Consider the following 282-nt stretch of genomic DNA (forward strand, 5'->3'; position numbering starts at 1 on the left):
ACAATGCCCTATAAAAGCGTCGCTCAATTTGCCAACGACCCATTGGCAAATTGACCCGTCGCGCGGGCGTTGTCACGTTAACTGGCGGTCTACGACCGCCTGGGCGAGGATGATGGCATGAAGAAGCCGCCAGACCCGCACCATCGCCACCGTTTCCCGGCCGACCTCATCAGCCACGCTGTATGGCTCTATCACGTGTTCAGACTGAGCTTCCGAGATGTTGAGCTGCTGCTGGCCGAGCGCGGCGTCATCGTCTCTTACGAGAGCGTCCGCCGATGGTGC

1 pseudogene is annotated in these 282 nt (G+C 59.9%); it reads left to right on the forward strand.

Annotated features, from left to right (window positions below):
• Positions 1-117: 117 nt before the first annotated feature.
• Positions 118-282, forward strand: a pseudogene (locus tag GSQ92_RS31155) (IS6 family transposase); the annotation flags it as partial.

Source organism: Acidisoma sp. S159, assembly GCF_009766125.1.
Lineage (GTDB): Bacteria > Pseudomonadota > Alphaproteobacteria > Acetobacterales > Acetobacteraceae > Acidisoma.